Genomic DNA, 23,810 nt, shown 5'->3' with positions numbered 1-23,810 from the left:
GTTTATCAAGCGATTACATGGTTGTTTTGTTCTTGTTCTTTAATTCATTGTTCCGAAAACAGTTGAAAAAATCCTTCTGAACCTGTATAATGTTTCTTGCACACTTTAATAGAAAGTAGAGGATTTCTTATGAAATTTCCTTTTAGTAAATCGGCTACAGCCTTGACCTTGGCAGTCTTGGCAACTAGTAGCACACAATTGGTCCAGGCTGAAGAGGTAACAACACCAGCAACTCAACCAATGGTAACAAACGAAACTGCACCAGCACCAACTGAGGGAACTGGGGGAGATACTAGTCAGCCTGCCCTCACTGCTGAACCAATCACAACGACCACAACAGAAGTTGCCCCTCCAGTAGAAGGCCAGACGGTCGATGTCCGCATCCTGTCTACAACCGACCTCCACACCAACCTGGTCAACTACGATTACTACCAGGACAAGGAGTCACAAAACCTTGGCTTGGCCAAGACAGCTGTCCTCATCGAAGAGGCACGCGCTGAAAATCCAAACACCGTTACGGTCGACAATGGAGACCTGATCCAAGGTACACCACTGGGCACCTACAAGGCTATCGTTGACCCTGTTGAGACTGGCGAAAAACACCCTATGTACGCTGCTCTGGAAGAGCTTGATTTTGACGCATCAACACTGGGTAACCATGAATTTAACTACGGCTTGGACTTCCTTCATACTGTATTGGCTTCAACCAGCCTTCCGGTGGTCAATGCCAACGTAGTGGATGCAAAATCCCTCCAACCTGTCTTTAAAACCTACGAATTGGTGACCAAGACCTTTACCGACACAACTGGTCGCCCTGTCAACCTCAATATCGGTATTACCGGTATTGTTCCGCCTCAGATTCTCAATTGGGACAAGGCAAACCTAGAAGGCAAGGTAGTGGTCAACGATGCCGTCCAAGCTGTGAAAGAAATTGTGCCCGTTATCAAGCAAGCTGGTGCAGACATCGTTCTGGTTCTTTCCCACTCTGGTATCGGTGATGATACTTACGAAGTTGGCGAAGAAAACGTGGGCTACCATATCGCAGGGATCGACGGTGTCGATGCGGTTGTGACTGGACATTCTCATGCCCTCTTCCCAACCATGAACCCTGAAAAGCCTGGTTTCTATGCCCAGTACGCTGGTGTTGATGATGTGAACGGCACCATTAACGGCACTCCAGTGACCATGGCAGGTAAATACGGTGACCACCTGGGCATCATTGACCTCAAGGTGACCTACACCGACGGCAAGTGGAATGTGGTAGACGGCAAGGGACAAATCCGCAAGATTGATACCAAGTCTCCTGTGGCTGACCCTGAAATCCTTGCCCTTGCGAAAGAGGCTCACGATGCGACGGTTACTTATGTCAATGAAAAAGTTGGTGAAACTAGCGCCCGCATTCACAGCTACTTCTCCCTAGTAAAAGATGACCCGTCTGTTCAGATTGTCAACAAGGCCCAGCTCTGGTACTTGGAAAAAGAATTGGCTGGCACAGAGGAAGGCAAGTTGCCACTCCTTTCTGCAGCAGCTCCGTTCAAGGCTGGTGGTCGCGGTATTTCTGAGGGCGACAACTACACAGACATCCCAGCTGGTTCCATTGCTATCAAAAACGTAGCCGACCTCTATCTTTATGATAATGTCACCGCTATTCTGAAAATCACTGGTGCTGACCTGAAAGAATGGTTGGAAATGTCTGCTGGTCAATTCAACCAAGTGGACCGAAACAACAAAGAGCCTCAGGAGTTGCTCAACATCAACTTCCGTAACTATAACTTCGATGTTATCGACGGTGTAACCTATACCTACGATATTACCCAACCAAACAAATACGATACCAGCGGTAAGCTTGTCAATAAAGATGCTAGCCGTGTCCGTGACCTCAAGTACAATGGTCAGCCTGTTACGGATGACATGGAATTCATGGTGGCGACCAATAACTACCGCGCTAGTGGTACTTTCCCTGGTGTGAAAAATGCGACGGTCAACCGCCTGCTCAACCTGGAAAACCGCCAAGTAATCATCAACTATATCCTAGAGGAGAAAAATATCAACCCTTCTGCCGATAGCAACTGGCGTTTTGCGGATACTATCAAGGGCCTAGACCTTCGTTTCCGTACATCAAACTCTGCTAAGGATTTGATTGCTGCAGAGAAGTTGGAAGATGTGGAATATATTGAAGAATTTGTAGGTGACGGAGTCAACGGCATGGGCGTTTACCGCTTCCTCTACACTGAGCCTAAACCAGAATCTGCGACTCCTCCAACTATTGACATTATCATCCCAACTCCTCAAACACCTAATCCAAAACCACAAAAACCAATCAAGCCTGGTCAAGCAAATGCTGGTGGCCAAGTCATCACCCTTTCATCTGGTCAGAAAATTACCTTGCCAGCTGACAAGCCTGTCGAGACCACACCAGCTCTAGGAGTGAAAACATTGCCAAACACAGGCGATGCGACTTCTGTGCTCAGCTTGATTGGTATCGGACTTGCAGGATTAGCAGGACTGGCTGCTAAACGCAGGGAAGATTAAATCTGATTGATTAGATAAGGAAAAGGAAGTGAAAAAGATAATGGCTGAAATTATTACTACTGTTGGGGTATTCCTTGTTGTAGGTTGGTTGCTGGTTAAACTCCACCCTCACACAGAGGAACAAACTGAGTACAAACGTAGAGCACTAATTGACAAAATGTATCGCGATACATTTGGAGATGACAACTAAGGATTTAGAAAGATAGCAAGCCCGATTGGACTTGCTTTTTATGATGTCGTATAGATAGGGACGAGGTACTCTTCTTGTGGAGGTTTCACTGTATAGGTACCCAGAAGTTTGCCCTCTTGCTCCAGACGGTAGGTCTCGTTTTTATAGCGTGTTTCCAAGCGAATGATCCCGTATTCGCCAGCAGGCACGGGATAGGATATCGTTGAGCTGAACCAATTCCAACCAAAGCCCTTGCTTTCGGTCCACTCCATCATCTGCCCCTCCTCGCCACCATAGACCTTATCCACCAGATCCTCACCCATTTCTCTCGTTTCAAAGTTTTTTTCTAAAACCGCTTGGTCTTCCTCGATTCCGGACACAAAGGCGGTCCTAACTTCCAGATTTTCAAAAGTATAGATGACCCCTGTCTCCCGGTCCTGTAAGACCAGGTCGGACAAGATTTTATAGTTAGTTCCTGGGATAACCTCTGCCTGTCGCCACAGCAGAAAGGCCAAACCTGCCACCAGTAACAGGTTCAGATACCACGATTTCCGTCTCATATCAGTTTCCTCCCAAGTCTTCGACCACAAAGAAGCGCTCATCCACGACGGTTCCTGCTTGATTTTTGAGAAATACCTTGCCACGCAGCCTTTTGATAGAGAGACCCAGACTATTGTCTAGCTGACCTTGATAGACTGGATAGCCATTTCCATAAATCTGGTCTGTCTTGACGATAGCAATTGACTTCAATAAGTCTAGCATGGCCCACTCGGTCTTATGAATCTTTTCGTATTGCGCGGGATATGCTAGGAACTTATCCATGTCCAGCTGTTGACTTTCCGTAGGAAATAAACCACCCTTGCGATGGAGCCTGCGGTAGAAGATTTTGTGATCTTCTTGATAGGCAGCCCAGCGATCCGAAAAATGCGACTGGTCATAGGTCTCCAAGAGCTGGATACCTCTTCCACGATTTCCAAATGCGGCTCTACCAAACCATTGAAAGTCGGATCTACAAAGGACTGACCACGGAAGGGTTCATAGAACCTCTTCTCCTCCAAAAGTCCCGTCAATAAGACCTCCTTGGACTCTGGCTGACTTGCTAAGCGATCCCATTGATTGGCAAGGGCTCCCCCGGCCGCATGAAACAGTTCAAAATGCAGGATTTCCTGCTCAGCAGCCTGGACGGATTGCTCCTCTGGACTGGAGGGAATATAGCTGACACTCATCCGACAGGAAGCTAGGCACAGACTGGCAACACATAGCAGAGAAAAGGAAAACCACTTACGCATAAAATCACCTACTTTCAACTGTATTATAACAACACTTGTATGAAAAGGGCAGTCAATTATGTGTAAATGGTGATGAATTTATTGAAAATAAGCCCAGACAACGGCAACCAGCACTGCAGGCAACATATTGGCCACACGAATTTTCCGACCCCAGACGATATTGACCCCGACGCAGAAAATAAGAACCGATCCGACCATAGATAGATTGCTCAGTGCCTGCTCTGTCATCAAGGGCTCAATCAAGCGGGCTAGCACTGTCAGCGAACCTTGAAAGAGAAAGACTGGTACTGCTGAAAAGCCTGCTCCCTTGCCCAAACTCGAGGTCATAATCAAAATGATAACAAAGTCCAAAATACTCTTTACGGCCAACAAGCGATAATCTCCTGTCAGTCCATCTTGGATGGCTCCTAGTATAGCCATGGCACCGATACAAACGGTCAATGACGCTGTCAGGAAAGCATCTAAGAACTGACTATCTTGACTGTTTCCTGATTTTTCACGGAGCCAAATACCCAGCCTTTCAAACCAGCCTTCGATATGGAGCACTTCCCCAATCAAGGTCCCCAAGGACAGACTAAGGACCAAAAGCATGCTATTTTGACTTTTGAGTTGACCATCAACAACTGTTAGCAGGCCTTCCAAACTACCTGAAATTCCTAGAAATAAAACAGCAATCCCGCTAGCCATGGTTAGACCGGACTGATGGCGTTCCTTGAGCAAATGACCAAACCAAGACCCTAGCACACCTGCTAGGGCAATAGCGATGGTATTGATAATTGTTCCTAAGGCAAACATGGACTACCTCAACAATTCCGTCGCGTAGCTAATGGCAGAAAGTACATAGAGTGGAGCCGTTTCGGCTCGGAGGATGCGAGGTCCTAGACCTGTCTTAACCGCTCCTGCTTTTTCAAAAGTGACTACTTCCTCAGGCGACACGCCACCTTCTGGACCGACAATAACAAGGACTGATTGCCCAGCTTCTAAGCCAGATAAGATTTTCACCAGGTTGCCTTGTTCGCCTTCTTTGGCAGCCTCTTCGTAGGCTAAGATAATCTGGTCAAATCCTGCTAGCTGAGCTAGGAAATCCGATTTTTTCTCAAACAAGCGAACAGCTGGAATGCGATTGCGTTTGCTTTGCTCGGCTGCTCCTTGGGCAATTTTTTCTAGCTTTTCTGCTTTTTTTGCCAGTTTTTTACCGTCCCATTTGACCACGGACCAGTCAGCTGGAAAGGCCCAGAGGGCTGACATGCCCAATTCCGTTGCCTTTTGGGCGACAAACTCTAGCTTGTCGCCCTTGGGGAAGCCCATGGCAATGGTAACGGAAACGGGTAATTCAACATTGTCTGTTAGTTCTTCGATGACTTCGACAGATTGGCTCTGACTGTCCACTACTCGTGCCAAGCGTTTAATCCCGTCATCAAAGACCAGGACAATCTGGTCATCTGCCTGCAATCGCATAACAGAAAACATATGCTTGGCAGTGTCCTTATCGTTAATCTGGAAAATGCCCTGCGGTGCTCTGCCATTGACAAAATACTGCTGCATCCTAGCCTCCAATCACACCTGAGCGGTCAGCCGTTTTCTTGAAGATACAGCAATTCCACTCGCCCTGAATCATGTGGGTCTCGAGGAAGAAGCCAGCCGCCTCCGCAGATGCTCGCACCATATCCCACTTGTCCGCGATGATACCGCTCATAATCAGGTAGCCCTCGTCCTTGACCAGACGGTAGGCATCCTCGGTCAGATGGATGAGAATATCCGCCAAGATGTTGGCAACGATAACTTCTGCTTTAATATCAACGCCACGAAGGAGATCGCCCGCCGCGACATGAATATTGCTAGTATGGGCATTGAGGTCAATGTTTTCCTGAGCCACACGCACCGCCACTTCATCTAAATCGTAAGCAAAGATTTCCTTAGCCCCAAGAAGAGAGCTAGCAATAGAGAGAACGCCTGAGCCTGTACCGACATCGATAACCGTTTCGCCACCACGCAAGACCTGAGAAAGAGCAAAGAGGCTCATCTTGGTGGTTGGATGAGTACCCGTACCAAAAGCCATACCTGGATCCAGGCGAATAATCTTCTCACCAGCAGTCGCCTCATAGTCGGTCCAAGACGGTACAATGGTCAAATCGTGTGTAATGCGGGCTGGCTCATAGTATTTCTTCCAGTTATCCGCCCAGTCTTCCTCTGCCAGTTCCTGACTTTCTAGGCTGACCTGACCTGTCTCTAAACCAAAGCCTGTCAAATCCGCCAAGCGAGTCGCCAAGTCTGCCTTAACTTCCTCAATATCCACAGTGTCAGGATAATAGGCCGTAATCGCAATCATATCCGACTGCTCCACCTCGGGATAAAGTTCACCAAAACGGTCCTCCTGTCCCACATAGTCAGCCGAGTCGCTAATGGCTACCCCCTGACTGCCCGTTTCAATCATCAGATTTGAAACTGCTTCTTCTGCATCACGATGAACGTGAATCGTTAATTCTTGCCATGAGTTCATGTTTGTTGTCCCTTTTCTTTTCTATGCGTCAATCACTGTATTATTGTACCGATTTCTAGCCTTTTTTACAAGTTAATGTTACGCAATGGAGCCCTAATAATACTTTTTCGAAAATTTTCTAATCGCACTGCGAATAAACATGTGTAGGAAAGTTTGAGACGGTGGTTCCAAGTTTCTGAACGGAGGTGATGCCCATGGAAGTGGACAGCAAATCTGCTAGAAAGGCTAGCCCATGCCAGATGGTAAGTAAACCTACTCATCTGGCAACGACAAATCCTATAAGATTTGTCTAGGGCACGCACTAGCTCGAGTTTTGAAAAACATCGTTTCAAAACTCTCACGTCGGAGATCTCTGGATTTATATTTATCAAGTCTACTTACTGAAATGCTGAGCTTGATAATCGTCATCATTTTAGCTATTCGAGATAAAAAATAACCGTCAGCAAACTTTGACACAGTTCTGACGGTTATTTAATCTAACGAACTGAACCACCGTTTAGCGGTCCTACTGGGCGTTGAGCTAGAACTCAACGCCTTTTCTATTTTTATAATAGCAAAAGTTTCGCCTGCAGTCAAGCAAGAGAGGAAACGGAATGTCAAATAGAATCTATTACCCTCAATTCTATACCTACTGCACCATATTGTTCTAACTGTTCTCGCGAATAGTAAACTTCCATATCTTCTGGTTTCGCCTCTCTGATACTGCTTTGCGTATACCCACAAGATAATAAATCCAGTTCTTTGTATAACTGAGCAAAATTATCAAATATGTGAAGATCTAATACTTGCACCTCGATCGTTTGCGTCTGATTCTCTGTACAATAAAAACGGATGCGATCTCCAATTTGTATATGCTTGCGCTTCTCATCGTAAAGTCGTAGCTCAATGGTCTTCTGACCAGACTTCATCATTTCAAACGGTTTTGGAGCCAGTAACATTTCATGAACCATCTCAATACCTCGGATATGGGTAGAACTCCCCCTCCACCAAGTCTGCTCTGCCTTTTTCAAAGGCCTCGCTATCCCATGCAATCGCAAATTCTTGGGCTTCTGGGTCCGCCAAAAAGTCCATGAGGTCATCTAGGCCTTGGTCGGCGGTGTCCTTGAGAAAGCCTGCGAAATAGGTCAGAAACTCTGCTGAAAAGCCCTTCTTGGCGTCAAATGGCAGAGCGACCAGATAGTCTTCCTCGTCAAAGCGAGACTTGTCCTGGTTGTAGAAAAGGACATACTCCTCTAGGAAAATATCCTCCGCAGAGGTATTGCCTTCGTCATCTACTGTTTCAACCCCAGCCGAGTTCTGTGCTTCCAAGATGAAAGCCAGCTCAACTGCGTGGTTTTTCTTGTCCCAGTTAAGCTCATAATCGTAAGTAAAATGTTTGTCCAGTGCCGCTTCCAGCACATCTAAAAAGCCATGTTTTGCCATTCTATTTCCTCTTTTCTATAAATTCCAATAAATTTATTTCTCGACCGTATTTGACGGAGGCCTGCTTGTCTTTCTCCAAAATGGACTTGGTTAAATCTAGTTGATTCACCGCTGCCAAGGCTACAGCATAGTGAATAACATCAGCTAATTCTTCTGCCAAACGAGCAGAACTGTCGGCTTCGCTATCCATCATCTTGCGGCCAGCACGCTGATTCAGTAGCTCTGCCACTTCACCAATTTCCTCCACTAATTTCATAAAGAGACTTTGCTCTGGAACTGTCATCCCATAGTGGTCACGCAAGTATTCTTCCAAAACCCCCACCGTCAACTCCGCCATCTTCGTTTCTCTCCAAATCCTAAAATTGTAGTATAATGATTATACCATAAATGCATTGAAAGGAAGCCTATGCCAGCCAATCTCGCCCTTCGTATGCGGCCCAAATCCATTGATGAGGTGATCGGTCAGGAACACCTGGTCGGTTCTGGAAAGATTATCCGCCGCATGATTGATGCCAATATGCTGTCGTCCATGATTCTCTACGGTCCGCCGGGAATTGGCAAGACCTCGATTGCGTCCGCAATTGCTGGCACGACCAAGTATGCCTTTCGGACCTTTAATGCCACGACCGACAACCAAAAACGCCTGCAGGAAATCGCTGAAGAGGCTAAGTTTTCTGGCGGTCTAGTTCTCCTACTCGATGAAATCCACCGCCTTAACAAGACCAAGCAGGACTTCCTGCTCCCTCTTTTGGAAAATGGCAATATCATCATGATTGGGGCAACGACAGAAAATCCATTTTTCTCGATTCTGCCTGCCATTCGCAGTCGGGTGCAGATTTTTGAGTTGCAGCCTTTGCAAACCAGCCATATCCGACAGGCCTTGGAGTTGGCTTTGACAGACAGCGAACGCGGTTTTGACTTCCCCGTCACCATTGAACCTGAGACTCTGGATTTTCTGGCAAATGCGACCAATGGCGACCTCCGTGCTGCCTACAATTCTCTAGAACTGGCTGTGCTTTCGACCAAGGAAAGTGACGACGGTAGCCGTCATATCGACTTGGATGCCGTGGAAAATAGCCTGCAAAAGTCCTACATCAGCATGGACAAGAACGGTGATGCCCACTACGACATTCTCTCCGCCCTGCAAAAATCCATTCGGGGTAGCGATGTCAATGCCAGCCTTCACTACGCTGCCCGCTTGATTGAAGCGGAAGACTTGCCTAGTCTTGCTCGTCGTTTGACGGTCATTGCCTATGAAGACATCGGCTTGGCCAATCCAGAGGCTCAGATTCATACGGTGACTGCACTTGAAGCTGCCCAGAAAATCGGATTCCCAGAGGCACGCATTTTGATTGCCAATGTGGTGGTCGATTTAGCCCTTTCTCCCAAGTCCAATTCTGCCTATCTGGCTATGGATGCAGCTCTGGCTGATTTGCGGAAAAATGGTCATCTACCTATCCCAAATCACCTGCGGGACGGGCATTATGCTGGTAGTAAGGAGCTGGGAAATGCTATTGGCTACCAGTATCCGCATGCCTATCCTGAAAAATGGGTGGACCAGCAATACCTGCCCGATAAGTTACTGACTGCGGACTACTTCACCGCCAACGACACCGGCAAATACGAGCGGGCCTTGGGCATGACCCAAGAAAAAATCAAGCAGCTAAAACAAAACAAGAAAAAAAGTTGATAACGTTTTCATTTTTTTGCCCATTTCCTCTTGATTTTTTTCAAAAAAGTGGTATTATTAAATCATAAATAAGAACTGCTGTGGTATACGAATTCATACCTATGTGTTGACCGACTATTTTTGTATTACTAGGGAGACAAAGATCTTTTGGCAGTATGCAGGCTGGTACACCCAGAAGCAACTAAGTCAGAAACACGTCACCCACCTGCTTCTAGCGTGCGGGATCAATACAATTCATGAATAACCGGTACCAATACAGCATTTTTATTTTTACCTTCCTTAGCTCAGCTGGCAGAGCAGCGGACTCTTAATCCGTGGGTCGTAGGTTCGATCCCTACAGGGAGGATCATGATGGGAAACATCTCCTTGAGCCTTGGAAACAAGGCTTTTTATGTGTCAAAATGTCTATTTGGTCATCTTTGGTCAAAAAATACCAGCTGCCCAGGCAAAGAGGACAACTGGTTATTATTGTTTGCTTTTAACTCCAACTATCTGGGAGATCGCTGGAGGTTAGAAACAGTGCAGTCAAAGTACTCCCGCTAGAATAGCCTAGACGCTATACTAGTTTGGAAAGAGAAATGACCTAACCGACAAATATTCTCTCCCTATAAGCAAAACAAGAGTCGTTATCAAAAGAATTACAAGGCTTAGCCATATATTTGTATCCGACTGTAAAATCGGCAAGGGAAACATGTGGAACAAGGGTGACCAAAAGTGTTTATTCCATATGGACAGTAGTGAAATAGCATAAATTAGAATGGTAGTCACCGTACTATCTTTCATCCACCCGATTAAATAATCTTGTAAAATATAAATCAATAAACAAGATAGAAGTGGAAATAAGAGATAGGTGATAGAAAGTTCAGCCATGGACAATAATACTTGTCCTTCGGTCCTCATTTGATAGACGGGATAGGTAAACAGATTGGTCTTAGCTATGAAAATGGAGTACAGCCCAGCATACAAAAAAATTAAGGATGTCGGAAATAGATAAAACAATACGATTGTGTAGGGGAGTTCTATAAGAACTTCTCTTTTTCTCGTGACAGGAAGAATTTCCAACAAAGTATTATGAGCATATTTTCTCTGAAAATAGGAGCCAGTCAATAAAGTAAAAATCAGCAGACTGCCCCCATAACCCAAAAAGATCAAGAGTTTTTCAAAGAAGGGACCATAGAGCTTATAAATTGTATAATCTTGATGACGCTTAACAAGAAATTGCACCACCATAAATTCTTGCTCTACATATTTCTTATCTGGCAAATATTCCTGATAATATTCTGGAAATAGTTGTTCATACTCCTCCAGTAATGTCAGGCGCTCTTCAAAGATTGGGACTAATTTTTCAACCGAATCATTTGAAACATATACCATATCTTCTTGGGCATAATTTTGAAAAATACGGTTGGTTTGTTCTCTTATTTCTTCCTTTCTTTCAGCAGTCAGCTCCGTGTCGCTTTTATAAATGGTCACTAAACTATCCATTACTTTGAATTGGCGATCAACTAAGTCTCGAGGACTTGGACTTGGGAAAAAAAGACTATAGCCTACAAATAGCAAAAATAAGAAGCCGATTGATAACATTGCCTTTAAAATAAAATTTTTTGAACACAAGAAATTCCAATCTATCTTTGTTATCCCCATATTCTCCCTCTTTCCTGTCGAAACCTTTCCCTTACAAGAACACTAAGATACATCATTGTAAATAGAACTAGCGTCCAAAGAGATAGAACAATCCATCCTTTTTCAACCGAAAAATCTCCTCTATAGAAAAAATAATCTTTCACACCATGTAAGACTGGACCAAAACTAATGTAATAACTAGGGAGAAGATCTTGCCCCAAAAAGTTTATCTGCAAAAAACGCAAAAGTGGTTCTAAAAATAGGACAAGTCCACTTAGACAGATCGTCAGGGGCTTGTTGGAGAAAATCTTATTGCAAGAAGCCAAACATGTAATCAGAAAAAAATTGATTAAAAGGAAAAATAGAACTGCTTTTCCATAAAACTCCATTGAAGAAATCTGCACTTCTTCTTGCCCCACGAAGGTCAAAATGCCTAGCGTCCAATCGCCAGCTCCAAACCTGCTACTGATAGCAAAAAGAATGATGGCTAGCAAGAAAATTTCAAAACCGCTGATCAGCAACCAGTAACTAATGATTTTATCCAATAAATACTTCAAGTGACTAATCGGTTTTACTTCCAAGAGGCTCTCATGTTGCTTATCATCTAAAAAAATGGGACTTGAAAACAAAAGTGTCAGCAGGAAAAATAGGGGCAGATACAAAACCTCAGGGCCGGCGTGGCCCAACCAGCGATAAAATTGCCCTCTGGCAGTAATACCAACAAGTTCATTGATTGTAACCTCCTTGGTAGAAGCTAGCATTCCTTCGAAAATGGCCACTCTTTGCCTAGCAAAATTGATGTTTAAAGTAGCTCGTTTAACATCATCAAAGGCCATATTTGTTCCATAATGAAGTGCAGGAAATTGACTTTCCGTTATATTGTAGCCTCTCACCTTCTGGAGGGAGAAAAATAATTTCCAGCTATTGACTGCTTCTTGTAGATAACTGACATACTGTCCCTTTGCAAAATACTCTGCCTTTTGTACCACCATACTATCTAACTGGATTTCTCTTGCATGTTTTTCTTGCAAGGACGCATCATAGGTCGTTTTCATCCACTCTATATCTTCTTGCGCATATTCACTCTGTCTAGCTACATCTTCAGCATACTGAATTGACTGATGTTCCAAAGAGCTAAAAAGGAACAAAATCAACATTGGCAAGCAGAGAAGCATTCCGATAGCCTGCATCTTCAATAAACGATTGTTGATGATGAGCAGGAATTGTGTTTTCAAAGTCCGCACCACTAGCCTCCCTCCTCCTCGGTCCCATATAATTCCTTATATATGAGATAACTACCTTTTCGACCGACCTTTATCTCTCTCACATCATCTAGGTTGCGACTTGCCCAATCCAAAAAATCAGAAAGACTTTCCCCCAGCTCATCCAGTTGAATAGTGGCTTGACATTCCTCATTATTCACACAAGTAAAGTGTGGCTTTAAGGCTAAAAATTCCTGCACTGCATTTTTAGATGAAAAGGAAAGCAATACGGTTTCCAAAGCCTGCTCCTGGGGGTGGTAGACAACTGAAAAATGACCATCCTTGATAAAGTAAATACTGTCAGCAATACTGTCTAAATTATCTAACAAGTGAGAAGCAATAAGCATGGTCTTTCCCTGGGCCCGCAAGTCTTTCAATAAACTTGAAATCATTTCTACATTGTCTGGGTCCAAACCATTCATGACTTCATCTAAGAGCATGTAGCTAGCCTGAGTCACTACTACCAAAGCAAAACACAAGCGCTGACGCATTCCCAATGAATAGGTCCCAACTTTTTTATGAATATAGGTCCCCATATTTAAGATCGTCACTATTTCTTGTGGATAAGTGACATCTACTCCCCACATGGCAGCGTAAAATTCCAAGTGCTGTAAGCCTGTCAGTTCGTCGTACAAATCTGCCTGGTCAGGCATTTTTACAATTTGTTGACGCATATATTGCTTGTCCTTTTGATAGCTCTTTCCATGATAGTTCACCTCTATCCCTGATCCAGTAATATGCCCAGAAATAATTCGAACCAAGGTTGACTTCCCTGTCCCGTTAGGTGCAACCAGACCGATGATTTTCGAGGACGGGACTTCCATATGAATATCTTTGAAAATGAGCTTTTTACCGTAAGAAAACTGGTCAATTTTCACCACTAACATAGATTTCCTCACTTTCTCAATATAATTTATTTTGAATATTATTATAATCTTTTTTTGCAAGAAGGCAAGTAAAAAGAGGCAACTGCCTCCCTAGAACTATGCTTTTATTTACCTTAATTTTGCTACTCACTCCAAGTATCTGGGAAATAAATGAAATGAATACCCATCATTTTTCCAACCTCTCCCAAATAACCACTTGTCCTTGTTTGAGGGACTGCTGCACATCAATAATGCGTTGGTTGGACGACCCTCTAAATTGCAACATGAGATTGCGTTTGTTTTTGTCATAGCGGCCGTCTACGAGTATGTCCAACCGGCTGAGCAGTTCCAGTTTGTCTGGCGTTTCCTGCATCAATTCTTCCCATGTGTAGCCTGTCCAGGACCAGATGTCCTTGTCTGGCAATTCCTCCCGAACCCGCTTGACGAGTGGGAGGACCGTACCTGTATTCAGAAAGGGCTCACCACCCAAGAGGGTCAGACCCTGTACATAGGGCTGGGCCAAGTCCGCTAAAATGCGATCTTCCAGCTCCTGAGTGTAGGGAATGCCGGCCTTGAAGGACCAGGTGGCGACGTTGTAACAACCGGGACAGTGAAAGAGGCAGCCACTGACATAGAGGGAACACCGCACGCCTTCGCCGTCCACAAAATTAAAGGCCTTGTAGTCCATAATCCGGCCCTGACTCAGCTCTTCGGATTTCCATTCTTGGGGTTTGGGATTGTTCATATCAGCACTCTTCTATATAGTATCTCTCCGTGCCATGACGGACGTCTTCGAGGCTACCTCCGCAGGCTAGGATAGTTCGCTTGCTGGCTGTATTGGTCTCATCACAGGTCACAAGGACCTTAGGGATGTTTTTGGAAAATGCTTCCTGCACACCAAGGCGCAACTGCTCCTTGGCATAGCCCTTCTGCCGCTGGCTAGGGCGGATAGAATAGCCAATGTGTCCACCAATGTTGAGCAGATAATCACTGAGACGCAGGCGTAGACTGAGAAAACCGACTGCTTGCCCAGCATCATCAAAGGAGACATACTGGATAGAAGGGACAAAGCCCTCTGGCAAATTCAGTCCCATTTCCCAGTCCTGACCTTGCTGCAACCAGCTTTCAAAGTCAAAATTCGCAAAGAGATTGCCTCCGTCTGTTGCGGACTCTTCTCGCTCAAATTCAGCAATCATATCCAAAATCGTTTCTTTATCTACTAAGGTTGGTCGTCTTAAAGTCAATTTCGTTTGGGATGGTGACATGTAATTCTCCTATTCCTTTATCTGCGTATACAATTTGGTGACAGATCCAGTGGCTGAGCAGGCTCGAGCTTGGGCTGACTGGATTTTTCTTGCTTTCTAGGGCTTGGAAAAACTCTTCGACAATGCTTTCAAAGCCACGTTTGTAAAGAGTTGTGCCCCAAGAACCAAAGCCTTCTATGATTTCTTGGTTGGCGGTAAAGGTGCGCAATTCTTCTAAGTTTTTAACCTGATGGATCGCTTGCGGTGTCTGGACTTCCATGATTTCCCGACGGCTGCCCGACTGGAGATTCATGGATACGACCACAGAAGTTTGAGCGGTTTGAAGGGTCACATTGACCTGACTGAGTTTATTATTTTCCAGATAGTAGGCATAGGAACCTGACAGAGGCTGGTCATCCAGCAAGTAAAGGGCCGTATCCAGCGGGTGGATAAAGAGGTCAAAGAGCTTGAATTGCAGGTCGCCCAAGCCATTGACTTCATTTTTCTCAACGACAATTCTCCGCTTGTTGGGCTTGGTTTTCAATTCTTGAACCTTGGGAGCAAAGCGACGATTGAAACCAGCCATGAGTAGGACTCCCTTGGACTGGGCTAATTTGTAAAGCTCTGCCGACTGGTAAAAATCCTCGGCCAGTGGCTTGTCCATGTAGACAGGAATGCCACGCTCCAAAAACAGCTCTGCCATTTCCACATGGGCCTGTGTCGCCACATGAATCATGACACCGTCCAAGTCTGCATCGGCCAAATCTTGTGCTGTCGCATAGGTCTGACTGCGGGGCAAACTGGCCGCAATGCTTGACAGAACTTCTTGATTGCGGGTGAACAAATGCCAGTCAATGCCTGACAAACTCCGCAGATAGGTCAGGTAGGCCTTTTGAAAAATACCTCCTAAACCGACGAGACCGATTTTTAGCATGGACATGTCCTCTTACTTTCCAAATCTTTTTCTTAAAAATTCACTCAAAATATCCACATCCAAGCCCAAATCTCGGATAATGATCGCCTTGTGGAAATCATCATAGTTATCCTTACCAGACCAGACAAAGGAGTTGGTCACAATCTGGTAGCTAGTATCCGGCTCAATCGCTCTGCCATTGACCAAAAAATCATCGCCTTGGCGAGAAATGCCATGAAGCTGCGGATGAAGACCGGTCGAGAGGCTGGACATCAAATCTTGACCCTTGATACTGACCAAGAGCACGCGCTTGGAGAAGGGCAAAACCTTGACTACATCGCTATAGTAAATCGGGCCTGCGTTGAGCGACATCCGAATACCAAAACCATTGATGACCGCTCCGTCCGGCTGATAACCGAGAGTAACCGCCTGCTCAAAAAGAGCCTGCGTAATCAGAGGTGCCAGCGTAGACTGTCCCTGACGGATGTTCTCCCGCTCACCATCCAAGGTTTGAGGCAGGTTCGCAATAGAATGGGCAAAGCGAGCATTGCGCTCCGCCTGCATCTGCTCGATAAATTCCCGAATGGTCGGCTCTTCTGTTGTCAGCTGCTCAATCTCCACCAAGTCATAGGACAGCACCTCATGACTGCCGTCCTCGTAGCAACGGAGCAGAAGATTACCCAGAAAACGCCCATACTGGCCCGCTTGGAAAATGCTGACGCTACCGACCTGACTGGGTTCTTTCAAAATCGTATGGGTGTGACCACCGAAAATGACATTGATTTCCGGAAACTCCGCCGCCAGCTGAACATCTTGATCATAGCCCAAATGACTGAGCAAGACAATGTGCGCCTGCTTATCCATCTCAGACAAGGTCCGCTTGAGCGCCTGTCTGTGGTCCTCAAAGACCACATTGTCCGTCGGTGAAGCCACTTCCTCGGTCTCCAAGGTCGTTAAGCCCAAGACATAGAGCGGTCGACCCGCCATATCAAAGACTAACTTGTCTTTCAAGGGCACCAATTCGTCTGCATCAGCTGGATTGCGGTAGGAAATATTGGTGGAGACAATCGGAAAAGCCGCAAAGTCGTCCAAGCGACTGAGCAGTTCATCTCCGTGGTCAAATTCATGATTGCCCAGGGTCATGGCCTGACAACCAATGGCATTCATGAGCTGGATTTCCTTTACCCCACGGTACATATTGAAGAAAATATTCCCCGAAAAAAGGTCGCCACTGTCAAAGACAAAAGTCGGAATGTTTTTCGCCCGGTTTGCCTCCTTAATCTCAGCAATCAGCGCTGCCTTCTTGGGAAAATTCTCTATATGAGAGTGCATATCATTGGTATGGAGAATGCTGATATCTGTAAAGTCCATACTATTTCTTCTTATTCTTGGCTTGCTTGAGCAATTCCTGCACACGCGCCTTCTTGTCCTGCTTCACATTGGAATTCTTCTCGTGATAACGCTGCACCAAGGCCTTGCCCTTATCATCTAGTTGGTATTTACCCATTGTTTTTTCTCCTTTTTTGAACATAGCAGAGCTATTAGATTTTCCCTCTATTATAACAAACTTCCGTAGTTCCTCAAAACCACGGAAGCCCTCATGTCCATTCTTTATAAACTAGACCCGTTCATGTGTTTGACGCGGGCGGAGATCTCTTTGTGTCGACCATTGACCATGGGACGGGCTTGAGGGTTGCCCAGATAACCACAGGTCCGTTTGACAACATCTACTAGTTTTGGATCGCTATTGCCACAGTTTGGACACTTGAACCCACGCTCAGTCGGCTCGAAGTCGCCTTCAAAACCGCAGGCATAACAATGGTCAATCGGCGTATTGGTCCCCAAATAACCGACACGGTCATAGGCATAGTCCCACACCGCCTCGAGAGCCTTGGGATTTTGCTGTAGAACAGGGTATTCGCAATAATGGATGAAGCCACCACTAGCACCCGCCTCCGGATAAACCTTTTCAAAATCCAGCTTTTCAAACGGCGTTGGATTTTTCCGCACATCATAATGGAAGGAATTTGTATAGTATTCCTTATCCGTAATGTCCTTGACCAACCCGAATTTCTCCGTATCCAAACGGCAGAAACGGTCTGTCAAACTTTCTGATGGGGTTGAGTAAACCGAAAAATGGTAGCCGTATTCGTCAGACCAGTCGCCAGCCAACTCCTTCATCCGCTTGATAATAGAAACCGTGAAGTCCTTGGCTTCAGGATTTCCTTCCCAGGCACCGCCGTAAAACACAGTCGCCACTTCGTAGAGACCGATATAGCCTAGAGAAACAGTCGCGCGACGGTTCTTAAAGACCTGATCAACAGCGTCCGTCTTGGCCAAACGTTTCCCAAAAGCTCCGTACTGATAGAGAATAGGCGCATTTGCCGGCGTCGCTTCCTTGACCCGCTCGACACGATAGACCAAGGCATCCTTGGCAATGGCCATGCGTTCTGCAAAAATTTCCCAGAATTTTTCTTGACTACCCCCACTTTCAAGGGCAATCCGTGGTAGATTGACGGTCACCACACCCAAATTCATCCGACCGGAATTGACTTCAAGGCCATTTTCATCCTTCCAACCTTGCAAGAAAGAACGGCAACCCATAGGAACCTTGAAAGAACCCGTTAACTCAATAATTTTGTCATAAGACAGCATATCTGGATACATGCGCTTGGTTGCACACTCAATCGCCAGTTGCTTAATATCATAATTGGGCGAATCGGGCTCCAAATTTAGCCCGCGTTTGACAGTGAAAATCAATTTTGGAAAGATGGCTGTCCGTCCTTCGCGCCCCAAACCCTTGATACGGATGTTGAGAATCGCCTTCTGGATTTCCCGCTCAAACCAAGAAGTTCCTAAACCGAAACCAAGCGAAGTAAAGGGCGTTTGACCATTGGACGTAAAGAGCGTGTTAATTTCGTATTCCAAAGACTGCATAGCGTCATAAATATCCTTCTGGGTCTTGGCACGCGCATATTCTTCGGCCTTGTCTGGCAGCACCCATTCCGCTGCATCCTTCAAATGCTTTTGATAATTGAGCTCAGCATAAGGCGCCAACACCTCGTCAATACGGTCCGCCGAGCAGCCACCGTACTGGCTGGAAGCCACATTGGCAATAATTTGCGAAATCTGCGCCGTCGCTGTCTGGATGGACTTAGGACTTTCCACATCGGCATTTCCAATCTTAAACCCTTGCGCTAACATGCCCTTGAAATCAATCAAGCAGCAGTTGGTCATGGGCGTGTAAGGACTATAATCCAAATCGTGGTAATGAATGTCCCCCTTCTGGTGAGCGTTGGCAACGTGGGCTGGCAGGAGCTTGAGCCCGATAGATTTTCCAACAATCCCAGCCGTCAAATCACGTTGCGTATTAAAGACATCCGCATCCTTATTGGCGTTTTCATTAACGACAGACTGATCTTTGCTGAGCAATTTGTGGATTTCAAAGTTGATGTCCGTCGCTTGATGCCGGCGAAAATCGCGTTGCGTTCGGTACTGGATATAACGCTCTGCCAAGTCATAGAGGTGGGACTTGAGCAATTCCTGTTCGACAACCGTCTGGATTTCATAAATTTGCACATCCTTGGTAAAACGACGGGCAATTTCCTGCAGGACCCCTGCCAAAACGACTGACAGACCCGCATCTGACACAGGATGGTCCAATTCTTGATTAGCCCGCTGCAAGGCAGAATAAATCTTTTCTTGTTCAAAAGCGACCGTTCGACCGTCACGCTTTAAGACCGCTAATTCTAATTCGGGTAAGATTGTTTCTTGCACTTTCATCTGGCTATCCTCCATTTTTCTCACTGCTTATAGTCTAGCACTTTGAATGACGGAAATCAATATCTAGTATGTATTTTCAAAAATTTTCATTTTTTACACAAGATATAGATAAAAGCAACTACTTTCATAGTCGCTTTCATTCTTTTTCTTGATATAGTTTGAAGTGATTGAAGCTGAGTTGGACAGGGACATAATTGTCTTCTAGGGTCGCTGAGACCTGTTCCAAGAGCGGAATCTCCGTGTTGACCAAGATATACTTGGCTCTCCCTTGATTCAAATCATAGATTAAATTGTTTCGGTTGTCTTCCATGTTAAGATAGGGTTGAGCTGTAATCAGATTAGCAGACGAGAGCCGCTGACTTTCTAGATAGGCTTGCGCACTATTATCCCAGGCATAAATCTGGTCATCACTGGTCGTGTTATCCCGGATATAGCGGGCTATTTCTTGCCTCTCCACACGGACCGGTTCTTCAAATAGATAGGCGTAGGTTGGTTGGAAAAACAGGGCTAGAAGCATCAAAATAGGCAGATAATAACTAGCTTTTAGATAGCTATAATCCTCATTTTCCTCCTCATCCAGCATCTCAAACTCTTCATCAGTTTCTGGACCATGCAAAGATGCTGCAGCTAGCACAAAACCATACGGAATCAAGGCCGTCAATTGGCTCCATTCAAAATTTGGATTCCCAATCAGAAAAACCATTTGAACAAGAAAAGCCAGTAACATTATCAGCTTAATTTCTGTCTGTTGCCCCTTGCTAATAGACAATAGGGTTGTCAAAATATGATTTAAAAATCCTGAAATCAGCAGGAACCCAAAAACCACAGCTAGGGTCATCAAAATGCCTTCATAGGTAAATTGTAGGCTAATATTGTAGAGAAAAGTCTGTTGAATTGCCATTCCCAGAATCTGCTCGATGAAGGTGTAATAGCCTACAGTGTAGACAACGAGAAGAAAGCCAAATACAGCTGCTAAAAACTGATAAACACCTCTCGCCAACCTCTTGTTTCGACTATTGTACACAAATAAAACCAGGGGCGATACCAGCCATAAAATCAGACTTTTAGGGTAAATCATGAATACAATCGCCGCATCAATCCCGTAGAGAATGAAACCTTCGTCACTGACTGCATCATTTATATAGCGAATCAAAAACCAGATACTGGTCAGCACAAAAGGTAGAGCAAAGATACTGGCATAGAGTCCACCCAAGTCCACCACCAGCAAGAAACAATAGAACCAAAAATTGATATGGTGGGCAACCCGCTGTGAACGACCAAAATATGCACTAATCTTATTGAGATAAATCCCTGCTATCAAGAGGGCGATGAACTGAAAAATCATCAAGCCAATGGTCGTATTGAACAGGGAACCAACAGCCAAGATTAGGTAATAGAGGACACCATTGGTTCCAAAAAAATACTCATAAGGCTTATGACCAGCCTGCATTGCCATGCCTGCATAGAGTGCCTGTGACTGCAAATTGGTCGCAAAGGAACTCAAAAGAGGATTGGCAACATTCAATACACTCAGAAATAAACTCCACAGTAGGGTCGGCCAAATAGGCACATCCGGCACATTCCGTATAAATTCATGGTGGGCTTGCTTTCTCCGTTTAGAACGATGCCTGCGACCACCCCACAAACTTTTATCTCCCAAATTTACACTTGACTCTACTTCTGTCATAACTCACTCCTTGGATTTACTTTACTTATTATATCAAAAAGCTCGAGGCATGTCATTGACTTTCGGAAGTTGTTTGGTCATTTCCGACCCTGTACCTTTCTCCGTCCAGCTCTTGTACTTGGACCATAGCCTCCAAGGGATAGCGGATGGTCCTATAGCTAATCTGGCTCCCATTCTGATTGGAAAACAGACTGGCATAGCGTTCAATCTGACGAAATGTATGGCGTTGGGCACGCTTGTACTCTATCAAAAATTCCTCATTATTTTTCTGTCTCATACCTATTTATTCGCAAAAAGCGGTCCAAAAACCGCTTAGTTCAGATATTTTTTTCGGACTTCCGAGATGAAATAGAGGGAACCTGTGACAATCAGGATGCCCTGGTCTTGTTCCTGAAATTCCTGTATAAAGCCTTCATAATCAGCTACGTAGGTCAGCCCCTGACGCTGCTCCTCTTTCAAGGCTCCGTCGTAGGCAAAGCTGGTCAAGACAAGCTGGATACCTGGCAATATTTCCTCTAATAAATCCAGCATTTCCTGAAAATCCTTGCGCTGCAGGGCCGAAAATAAGAGGGTCACAGGCTGGTCCTGCATCTCAATGAACTCAATCAAGCGTTCCATGGCAGGAACGTTATGGGCACCGTCTAGGTATATCTTGGGGTTTTCGGCTATCAATTCCAAACGTCCTGCCCAGCTGGTTTGGGCTAGAGCCTGTCTGATCAAATCCGCAGAAACAGTTTGCCCAATTTGCTCCATGTAAAGCAAGAAACTCTGCAGGGCCAAGGCTGCATTTTCTTGCTGGTGCTGACCTGGGAGACCCAAGACTAATTCTGACAGCTGAAAACTTGGACTATTGAAAGTAGCTACTTTAGAGGTAAATTCTTGACCCAGCTGGTAGATTGGAGCTTTTTTTTCAGCAGCAATTTGGCGAATCTGCTGGCTGATGTCAGCAGAAAATGGTCCCAGAACGACAGGCATCTCTGGCTTGATAATTCCTGCTTTCTGCTCTGCGATTTCTCCCAAAGTCGCGCCTAATAAATCCTGGTGATCCAGACCTATGGAAGTGATGATGCTGAGGGCCGGGGAGACTACATTGGTCGTGTCCAGAAGGCCGCCGATGCCAACTTCGATAAGTGCCAGGTCAGGCTGCTGCTCGCGAAAATAGAGGAACATGATTAGAACCATGACCTCGAAATAGCGGAAGGGTTCATAGACCGTAGCAACCTCCTGCTCCAACTCATAGACCTGCTGGAGAAAGCGCTGAAAATCCTGGTCTGAAATCGGTGTCTGATCAATGCAAATCCTGTCGTGTACCGTGACCATGTGAGGGGAGACAAAACTGCCGACCCGCAGTCCGTGAGCCTGAAAGAGCTGGCGCATAAAGGCAATCGTTGAGCCCTTGCCATTGGTCCCCGCCACATGAATGACCGGCAAATCCAAGTGAGGCTTGCCCAACAAATCCAGGGCATAGGTGATTTTCTCTAGCTTGTAATGAAATAGCTGACCCTGCTTGCTATTGAGCCAGGTGTCTAATTTGTGAAAAGTTTGCATGTATTAAGTATAGCAAAAAACCAACAATTGCGTTGGTTTTTGACGGATATGATATTAGCCTTTCCACCACCAATCCCAGCCAGCTCCGAACGTTGTAAATGCCTTAATAAAATTCATAATCTTTAGTCTCCTTTATTTTGATGAGACTATTATAGAATTTTATTGGGTCAGTAAACAGGACAAAAATGTCACTTGTTTTTTATAGTTCTCTCATCCCAACCTGCTCCTCTTCTGCAAGTTGTCATAATGCTCTTCATAAGCATCTTACACTTTTCCAGTGGAATCCCCTTTCCATGATTCTTCTAGTTTAGCCACCAAATGATCATCACCTATTAATTTCGCAAACATAACGGCCTCTTCGTACAGTTTTTGTGCCTCTTCACGGTCACTGTTGGTATATAGTACGTACTTCCACTTTAATAGATTCAGAATCGGTTTCTTTTGGAAATCGTGCGTCTGGACCATTATCTGGTCTAGAGTATCAAAAATAGGCGGAATATAGTCATAACACTCCTTAGTCCCAAGGATACCAATAGAAGCTAGCATCACATCACGCAAAATAAATAGCTCATTTGAATCTATAGCTTCTACCTGTACCGGAAAATGCTGGGTAATATCTAAAAAATGTTGAAATTTTGGCGAGGTCATGTCCTCATCCTGTAAATGCTCCAAATATAGCCGCACAATCAATAAATCATTAACAGTAAATTTATCTTTACGATGGACCTGCTCGAAATAATCATCTAAGATAGCTTTCCCAAAATGGACAGACTTTGTTTCATATATGTCAACAAAAGACTGAAAAGCATCAATTGCTATCTGCTCTTCCTCTGGCAGGTCGTCGTAATAGTCGTCATAAATTTCTTCCATCAGACGATTGCGTTTTTCTATCAAGTCCGTATTTTCATAGGTCGGTGTGCGGAGAACCTCAAACTTTAATTTCGAGTATCTATCTGGGAGCTTAACATAGTCTGGCATCAATTCATACAAGGTCATTCCCAAACGTGTGGCAATGTACTGGATTTTAGACAACGTGGGTTTTGAGCTGCCAGTCTCAATCCGAATCAATTGCCGGACTGAAAGTTCAACCTCATCACCACAAAACTGTTCGCGCGTCAAATTAATCTGCTCTCTCAGCTGGCGAATACGTTGCCCAAATTCCTTATCGTTCATATAATTCCCCTTTATTTATACTAAAATATGGTTAATTATACCAAATTTTTCAAGAAAAAAACAAACTTTCTTTTGTAAACTACGGTAGAAAGTTTATTTTTTATGTGAA

General features: G+C 45.0%; 25 protein-coding genes, 1 tRNA gene and 1 other RNA gene. 5 read left to right on the top strand and 22 right to left on the bottom strand.

Features of this window, described 5'->3' with window-relative positions:
* Positions 1–129: 129 nt before the first annotated feature.
* Together ACHBIF_RS08690 and ACHBIF_RS08685 are read left to right on the top strand one after the other, a co-directional pair.
* Complete coding sequence (locus ACHBIF_RS08690) at positions 130–2,532, top strand: bifunctional 2',3'-cyclic-nucleotide 2'-phosphodiesterase/3'-nucleotidase (protein WP_394719948.1); 2,403 nt, start codon at positions 130–132, stop codon at positions 2,530–2,532.
* Between the two features lie 40 nt (positions 2,533–2,572).
* On the top strand, positions 2,573–2,722 hold the full coding sequence (locus ACHBIF_RS08685) for a hypothetical protein (protein ID WP_394719947.1): 150 nt from the start codon (positions 2,573–2,575) through the stop codon (positions 2,720–2,722).
* 38 nt (positions 2,723–2,760) lie between these two features.
* Here ACHBIF_RS08685 and ACHBIF_RS08680 read toward each other — a convergent pair whose 3' ends face one another.
* The 9 genes from ACHBIF_RS08680 to ACHBIF_RS08640 all read right to left on the bottom strand — a co-directional run bounded on the left by ACHBIF_RS08680 (position 2,761) and on the right by ACHBIF_RS08640 (position 8,249).
* Positions 2,761–3,261: a hypothetical protein gene (locus tag ACHBIF_RS08680; protein ID WP_172009735.1), complete on the bottom strand. Its 501-nt coding sequence runs from the start codon at positions 3,259–3,261 to the stop codon at positions 2,761–2,763.
* Between the two features lies 1 nt (position 3,262).
* Positions 3,263–3,523 (bottom strand): hypothetical protein, encoded by a 261-nt coding sequence (locus tag ACHBIF_RS08675; protein ID WP_394719946.1) that lies wholly within the window; start codon positions 3,521–3,523, stop codon positions 3,263–3,265.
* A complete protein-coding gene (locus ACHBIF_RS08670) occupies positions 3,508–3,990 on the bottom strand; it encodes a hypothetical protein (RefSeq protein ID WP_394719944.1) in 483 nt (160 codons plus the stop codon). The genes ACHBIF_RS08675 and ACHBIF_RS08670 overlap by 16 nt, the downstream gene beginning before the upstream one ends.
* Before the next feature lie 78 nt (positions 3,991–4,068).
* Positions 4,069–4,785 (bottom strand): DUF554 domain-containing protein, encoded by a 717-nt coding sequence (locus tag ACHBIF_RS08665; protein WP_394719942.1) that lies wholly within the window; start codon positions 4,783–4,785, stop codon positions 4,069–4,071.
* Positions 4,786–4,788: 3 nt separating this feature from the next.
* Positions 4,789–5,535 (bottom strand): 16S rRNA (uracil(1498)-N(3))-methyltransferase, encoded by a 747-nt coding sequence (locus tag ACHBIF_RS08660; protein WP_394719940.1) that lies wholly within the window; start codon positions 5,533–5,535, stop codon positions 4,789–4,791.
* 1 nt (position 5,536) lies between these two features.
* Positions 5,537–6,490, bottom strand: coding sequence for a 50S ribosomal protein L11 methyltransferase (gene prmA, locus ACHBIF_RS08655; RefSeq protein ID WP_394719938.1), 954 nt, complete (start codon positions 6,488–6,490; stop codon positions 5,537–5,539).
* 596 nt (positions 6,491–7,086) lie between these two features.
* Positions 7,087–7,440, bottom strand: coding sequence for an ASCH domain-containing protein (locus tag ACHBIF_RS08650; RefSeq protein WP_014636733.1), 354 nt, complete (start codon positions 7,438–7,440; stop codon positions 7,087–7,089).
* Position 7,441: 1 nt separating this feature from the next.
* Positions 7,442–7,912: a DUF3013 family protein gene (locus tag ACHBIF_RS08645; RefSeq protein ID WP_394719936.1), complete on the bottom strand. Its 471-nt coding sequence runs from the start codon at positions 7,910–7,912 to the stop codon at positions 7,442–7,444.
* A 1-nt stretch (position 7,913) separates the two neighbouring features.
* Complete coding sequence (locus ACHBIF_RS08640) at positions 7,914–8,249, bottom strand: MazG nucleotide pyrophosphohydrolase domain-containing protein (RefSeq protein WP_394719934.1); 336 nt, start codon at positions 8,247–8,249, stop codon at positions 7,914–7,916.
* 69 nt (positions 8,250–8,318) lie between these two features.
* On the opposite strand from ACHBIF_RS08640, the gene ACHBIF_RS08635 reads away from it, so the two are divergent.
* The 3 genes from ACHBIF_RS08635 to ACHBIF_RS08625 all read left to right on the top strand — a co-directional run bounded on the left by ACHBIF_RS08635 (position 8,319) and on the right by ACHBIF_RS08625 (position 9,948).
* Entirely contained in the window at positions 8,319–9,602 is a 1,284-nt protein-coding gene (locus ACHBIF_RS08635) for a replication-associated recombination protein A (RefSeq protein ID WP_394719932.1), read from the top strand.
* 72 nt (positions 9,603–9,674) lie between these two features.
* A non-coding RNA gene (gene ssrS, locus ACHBIF_RS08630) (6S RNA) lies at positions 9,675–9,868 on the top strand.
* Positions 9,869–9,875: 7 nt separating this feature from the next.
* Positions 9,876–9,948, top strand: a tRNA-Lys gene (locus ACHBIF_RS08625).
* A gap of 215 nt (positions 9,949–10,163) precedes the next feature.
* Here ACHBIF_RS08625 and ACHBIF_RS08620 read toward each other — a convergent pair.
* The 13 genes from ACHBIF_RS08620 to ACHBIF_RS08560 all read right to left on the bottom strand — a co-directional run bounded on the left by ACHBIF_RS08620 (position 10,164) and on the right by ACHBIF_RS08560 (position 23,701).
* On the bottom strand, positions 10,164–11,246 hold the full coding sequence (locus ACHBIF_RS08620) for a hypothetical protein (protein ID WP_394719930.1): 1,083 nt from the start codon (positions 11,244–11,246) through the stop codon (positions 10,164–10,166).
* Positions 11,237–12,469 carry a hypothetical protein gene (locus tag ACHBIF_RS08615; protein WP_394719928.1) on the bottom strand — a complete coding sequence of 411 codons (1,233 nt, stop codon included), beginning with the start codon at positions 12,467–12,469 and terminating at the stop codon, positions 11,237–11,239. The genes ACHBIF_RS08620 and ACHBIF_RS08615 overlap by 10 nt, the downstream gene beginning before the upstream one ends.
* 2 nt (positions 12,470–12,471) lie before the next feature.
* Positions 12,472–13,374, bottom strand: coding sequence for an ABC transporter ATP-binding protein (locus tag ACHBIF_RS08610; protein WP_394719926.1), 903 nt, complete (start codon positions 13,372–13,374; stop codon positions 12,472–12,474).
* 166 nt (positions 13,375–13,540) lie between these two features.
* Positions 13,541–14,098 carry an anaerobic ribonucleoside-triphosphate reductase activating protein gene (gene nrdG, locus ACHBIF_RS08605; protein ID WP_394719925.1) on the bottom strand — a complete coding sequence of 186 codons (558 nt, stop codon included), beginning with the start codon at positions 14,096–14,098 and terminating at the stop codon, positions 13,541–13,543.
* A gap of 1 nt (position 14,099) precedes the next feature.
* Positions 14,100–14,597, bottom strand: a complete 498-nt coding sequence (locus tag ACHBIF_RS08600) for a GNAT family N-acetyltransferase (RefSeq protein ID WP_105160537.1) — start codon at positions 14,595–14,597, stop codon at positions 14,100–14,102.
* Positions 14,566–15,531 (bottom strand): Gfo/Idh/MocA family protein, encoded by a 966-nt coding sequence (locus tag ACHBIF_RS08595; RefSeq protein WP_394719923.1) that lies wholly within the window; start codon positions 15,529–15,531, stop codon positions 14,566–14,568. The genes ACHBIF_RS08600 and ACHBIF_RS08595 overlap by 32 nt, the downstream gene beginning before the upstream one ends.
* 12 nt (positions 15,532–15,543) lie before the next feature.
* Positions 15,544–16,881 (bottom strand): bifunctional metallophosphatase/5'-nucleotidase, encoded by a 1,338-nt coding sequence (locus ACHBIF_RS08590; RefSeq protein ID WP_394719921.1) that lies wholly within the window; start codon positions 16,879–16,881, stop codon positions 15,544–15,546.
* Position 16,882: 1 nt separating this feature from the next.
* Positions 16,883–17,017: a hypothetical protein gene (locus tag ACHBIF_RS08585; RefSeq protein ID WP_105101018.1), complete on the bottom strand. Its 135-nt coding sequence runs from the start codon at positions 17,015–17,017 to the stop codon at positions 16,883–16,885.
* A gap of 104 nt (positions 17,018–17,121) precedes the next feature.
* Positions 17,122–19,293: an anaerobic ribonucleoside-triphosphate reductase gene (gene nrdD, locus ACHBIF_RS08580; protein WP_394719919.1), complete on the bottom strand. Its 2,172-nt coding sequence runs from the start codon at positions 19,291–19,293 to the stop codon at positions 17,122–17,124.
* A 136-nt stretch (positions 19,294–19,429) separates the two neighbouring features.
* On the bottom strand, positions 19,430–20,980 hold the full coding sequence (locus tag ACHBIF_RS08575) for a quinol oxidase (RefSeq protein WP_394719917.1): 1,551 nt from the start codon (positions 20,978–20,980) through the stop codon (positions 19,430–19,432).
* Between the two features lie 52 nt (positions 20,981–21,032).
* The gene (locus ACHBIF_RS08570) at positions 21,033–21,230 is read right to left on the bottom strand and encodes a hypothetical protein (RefSeq protein WP_105111651.1); all 198 of its coding nucleotides are present in this window, start codon (positions 21,228–21,230) and stop codon (positions 21,033–21,035) included.
* Between the two features lie 62 nt (positions 21,231–21,292).
* Positions 21,293–22,528 carry a bifunctional folylpolyglutamate synthase/dihydrofolate synthase gene (locus ACHBIF_RS08565; RefSeq protein ID WP_394719915.1) on the bottom strand — a complete coding sequence of 412 codons (1,236 nt, stop codon included), beginning with the start codon at positions 22,526–22,528 and terminating at the stop codon, positions 21,293–21,295.
* 264 nt (positions 22,529–22,792) lie between these two features.
* A complete protein-coding gene (locus ACHBIF_RS08560) occupies positions 22,793–23,701 on the bottom strand; it encodes a helix-turn-helix domain-containing protein (RefSeq protein WP_172009721.1) in 909 nt (302 codons plus the stop codon).
* Positions 23,702–23,810 lie beyond the last annotated feature (109 nt).

Source organism: Streptococcus sp. A11 (assembly GCF_043674225.1).
Taxonomy (GTDB): domain Bacteria; phylum Bacillota; class Bacilli; order Lactobacillales; family Streptococcaceae; genus Streptococcus; species Streptococcus suis_V.
The sequence above is the reverse complement of the archived record's forward strand: the minus strand, read 5'-3'. Positions and strand labels throughout refer to the sequence as shown.

Excerpts from the sequence above, each read along its gene's own strand:
- ACHBIF_RS08565 (WP_394719915.1), bottom strand. The coding sequence starts at position 22,528 with ATGCAAACTTTTCACAAATTAGACACCTGGCTCAATAGCAAGCAGGGT.
- ACHBIF_RS08620 (WP_394719930.1), bottom strand. The coding sequence starts at position 11,246 with ATGGGGATAACAAAGATAGATTGGAATTTCTTGTGTTCAAAAAATTTT.
- ACHBIF_RS08670 (WP_394719944.1), bottom strand. The coding sequence starts at position 3,990 with ATGCGTAAGTGGTTTTCCTTTTCTCTGCTATGTGTTGCCAGTCTGTGC.
- ACHBIF_RS08675 (WP_394719946.1), bottom strand. The coding sequence starts at position 3,523 with ATGGATAAGTTCCTAGCATATCCCGCGCAATACGAAAAGATTCATAAG.
- ACHBIF_RS08690 (WP_394719948.1), top strand. The coding sequence starts at position 130 with ATGAAATTTCCTTTTAGTAAATCGGCTACAGCCTTGACCTTGGCAGTC.
- ACHBIF_RS08640 (WP_394719934.1), bottom strand. The coding sequence starts at position 8,249 with ATGGCGGAGTTGACGGTGGGGGTTTTGGAAGAATACTTGCGTGACCAC.
- ACHBIF_RS08585 (WP_105101018.1), bottom strand. The coding sequence starts at position 17,017 with ATGGGTAAATACCAACTAGATGATAAGGGCAAGGCCTTGGTGCAGCGT.
- prmA (WP_394719938.1), bottom strand. The coding sequence starts at position 6,490 with ATGAACTCATGGCAAGAATTAACGATTCACGTTCATCGTGATGCAGAA.
- ACHBIF_RS08645 (WP_394719936.1), bottom strand. The coding sequence starts at position 7,912 with ATGGCAAAACATGGCTTTTTAGATGTGCTGGAAGCGGCACTGGACAAA.
- ACHBIF_RS08635 (WP_394719932.1), top strand. The coding sequence starts at position 8,319 with ATGCCAGCCAATCTCGCCCTTCGTATGCGGCCCAAATCCATTGATGAG.
- nrdG (WP_394719925.1), bottom strand. The coding sequence starts at position 14,098 with ATGAACAATCCCAAACCCCAAGAATGGAAATCCGAAGAGCTGAGTCAG.
- nrdD (WP_394719919.1), bottom strand. The coding sequence starts at position 19,293 with ATGAAAGTGCAAGAAACAATCTTACCCGAATTAGAATTAGCGGTCTTA.
- ACHBIF_RS08665 (WP_394719942.1), bottom strand. The coding sequence starts at position 4,785 with ATGTTTGCCTTAGGAACAATTATCAATACCATCGCTATTGCCCTAGCA.
- ACHBIF_RS08590 (WP_394719921.1), bottom strand. The coding sequence starts at position 16,881 with ATGGACTTTACAGATATCAGCATTCTCCATACCAATGATATGCACTCT.
- ACHBIF_RS08595 (WP_394719923.1), bottom strand. The coding sequence starts at position 15,531 with ATGCTAAAAATCGGTCTCGTCGGTTTAGGAGGTATTTTTCAAAAGGCC.
- ACHBIF_RS08680 (WP_172009735.1), bottom strand. The coding sequence starts at position 3,261 with ATGAGACGGAAATCGTGGTATCTGAACCTGTTACTGGTGGCAGGTTTG.
- ACHBIF_RS08650 (WP_014636733.1), bottom strand. The coding sequence starts at position 7,440 with ATGGTTCATGAAATGTTACTGGCTCCAAAACCGTTTGAAATGATGAAG.
- ACHBIF_RS08660 (WP_394719940.1), bottom strand. The coding sequence starts at position 5,535 with ATGCAGCAGTATTTTGTCAATGGCAGAGCACCGCAGGGCATTTTCCAG.
- ACHBIF_RS08610 (WP_394719926.1), bottom strand. The coding sequence starts at position 13,374 with ATGTTAGTGGTGAAAATTGACCAGTTTTCTTACGGTAAAAAGCTCATT.
- ACHBIF_RS08685 (WP_394719947.1), top strand. The coding sequence starts at position 2,573 with ATGGCTGAAATTATTACTACTGTTGGGGTATTCCTTGTTGTAGGTTGG.
- ACHBIF_RS08560 (WP_172009721.1), bottom strand. The coding sequence starts at position 23,701 with ATGAACGATAAGGAATTTGGGCAACGTATTCGCCAGCTGAGAGAGCAG.
- ACHBIF_RS08575 (WP_394719917.1), bottom strand. The coding sequence starts at position 20,980 with ATGACAGAAGTAGAGTCAAGTGTAAATTTGGGAGATAAAAGTTTGTGG.